At 38.0% G+C, this 1,952-nt stretch carries 3 protein-coding genes; 1 reads left to right on the forward strand and 2 read right to left on the reverse strand.

Annotated features, from left to right (window positions below):
- Positions 1–483: 483 nt before the first annotated feature.
- Both ACPA54_RS38955 and ACPA54_RS38960 read right to left on the reverse strand, forming a co-directional pair.
- Positions 484–1,392, reverse strand: a complete 909-nt coding sequence (locus tag ACPA54_RS38955) for a rolling circle replication-associated protein (protein ID WP_375839305.1) — start codon at positions 1,390–1,392, stop codon at positions 484–486.
- A 90-nt stretch (positions 1,393–1,482) separates the two neighbouring features.
- Positions 1,483–1,656 (reverse strand): hypothetical protein, encoded by a 174-nt coding sequence (locus ACPA54_RS38960; protein WP_375839303.1) that lies wholly within the window; start codon positions 1,654–1,656, stop codon positions 1,483–1,485.
- Between the two features lie 40 nt (positions 1,657–1,696).
- On the opposite strand from ACPA54_RS38960, the gene ACPA54_RS38965 reads away from it, so the two are divergent.
- Positions 1,697–1,952: hypothetical protein (locus tag ACPA54_RS38965; protein WP_423537283.1), on the forward strand; the 256-nt coding region annotated here is incomplete at its 3' end.

Here is a 1,952-nt window from a genome sequence, read left to right on the forward strand (position 1 = left end):
CACTCCCAATAAAAAGACTACGACATATAAAACAGGTTTAGCTTCAGAGAAAAAGAGCATAAGGAAACTCGGTGCCACCCTAAAAAAAAGGGTGTCAAACAGGCTGTGCCTGTTGAGTTTCTATGCTCTTAGAACAGGTGCCGTTTTTGAAGCCAAAGATATAGCATAGATACCCCATAGATATAGCAGGGATATACCAAAATATCTCTAGAGATACGGGTATCTATGCTATATCTCTCTACAAGATTCCTCCACACGCTTGACGGAAATGCTTCAGCATTTTAGCACTCACTCGACAGAGTGTATAAGTGCGCCATTCGGAATTTCAAAGCTTCAAATTTCACAGAGAGTGCCCATTTATACACACCCCCTAAATCGTGGTGTGACAATGGGTTCTCGCCGGCTCGAAATCGGTTTGTCATTCTGACAAATAACCCTTCGGGAAATAAAAAAAACGGCTCCATAAAGAGGAACCGTTTTGCTTCAAAAATCACGTTTTGTGTTATACTGGAGAAACGAAATTGTGTTTTCAAAATTGTCATTTTCGACATGATAACTTTTCTCGTAGTGTGGTTTTGCCGAACCCACTACTTTTTTTATGTCTCCGAACTTCATTTCTTCCCGTTCCGGCTTAACAATCCCTTTTGATTTTCGATACATATTCATTCCGGAAGGATACATGTGCAGCCGTCCGCCTTTTAAAAATTTCTTTTCCCGACCTTCTACGATCTTTGTTTGCACCTCACAGCCCTCTGAAGCCACTTTTAAGGCTGTTTCCCTGTCTTGGACATCTTCTAGGTCTATATCAGTCAAATAAGCGCTCAAATAGGCTCCTATGTTGTCTATATCCTTTAATGACTTGATTGTTACAAATCCTAAACCCCATAGACTCCTTAATTCAGCATTTTTAATATAAATCTTATCCAAATCATTAAAGCGCATTAAAACATGACAATGCCAGGCTCCACGTCCTTGTGGCTCTACCACCGATAAATAATCTATCGAACTTTCTTTCTTGTATTTATAACGCAACCTGTCGATAAAATTTTGAAAATCACTATAAAGTTTTTTCGTGTCCGTCATATTTTTCTTGTATGTCAAAGTTATATGTAATTCATTTGGCCGTCCTATAAAATTGTTATTTATCAAATAACGCAGCTTCTTAAAGGTTTGTCTCAAAGAATTATAATTTTCCTGCCGATTTTCCGAATGCTCGAACTCCCGGATCTCCCCAGTAGAGAGGTCTACAAACCTATCCTTGTCCAATTTTTTGATATTATTTTTCCGGTTCATCTTCTCCATATGCTGAACTTCAATGACGTGATTCATAGTGGTCACTTTTACAACATCATTTGGAGCTATGAAAACCGCGTCACCATTGCGTTTATCCATCCATTTCCCCTCAATTTTTCCTGTAATGTTTAATTAAAATCAAGTTAATAATAAAGAACCCCAAATCCGAAGTCAGTTTTTCAACAAAAATTAGCGTCCTTTTCCCAAATAGTCCCTATACAATTCCTTAATAGCAAACTCAATTACAGCATCTTTTGAAACTCTTCCAAATTCATTGTGTTTTGTAAAATGTTCGGCTAATAACTCTAGCTTTTTAAATGTTTCAACAGTAATTCGAGGTCCAATTTGTTTTTTCTCTTCCATCCAAACACACTCCTAACAAGTTGTTAACATAATTCTAACATTGGAAATAATAGAATTCAAGAACAGAAAAAAGAAGCACACTCGGAATGATATTTCGTTTCCTTTTGATTCCGAGCCTCCACCCCTTACAATCCCCAAAGGCAACCGACAAGGGAAAATTCGTCCCTTATCGGCACCTCCGGAAATTGTACAGCAAGGGGTCACTCCCAATAAAAAGACTACGACATATAAAACAGGTTTAGCTTCAGAGAAAAAGAGCATAAGGAAACTCGGTGCCACCCTAAAAAAAAGGGTGT

The sequence above is a fragment of the Uniformispora flossi genome, from assembly GCF_049534875.1.
Lineage (GTDB): Bacteria > Actinomycetota > Actinomycetes > Streptomycetales > Streptomycetaceae > Yinghuangia > Yinghuangia aomiensis.

Excerpts from the sequence above, each read along its gene's own strand:
- ACPA54_RS38960 (WP_375839303.1), bottom strand. The coding sequence starts at position 1,656 with ATGGAAGAGAAAAAACAAATTGGACCTCGAATTACTGTTGAAACATTT.
- ACPA54_RS38955 (WP_375839305.1), bottom strand. The coding sequence starts at position 1,392 with ATGGATAAACGCAATGGTGACGCGGTTTTCATAGCTCCAAATGATGTT.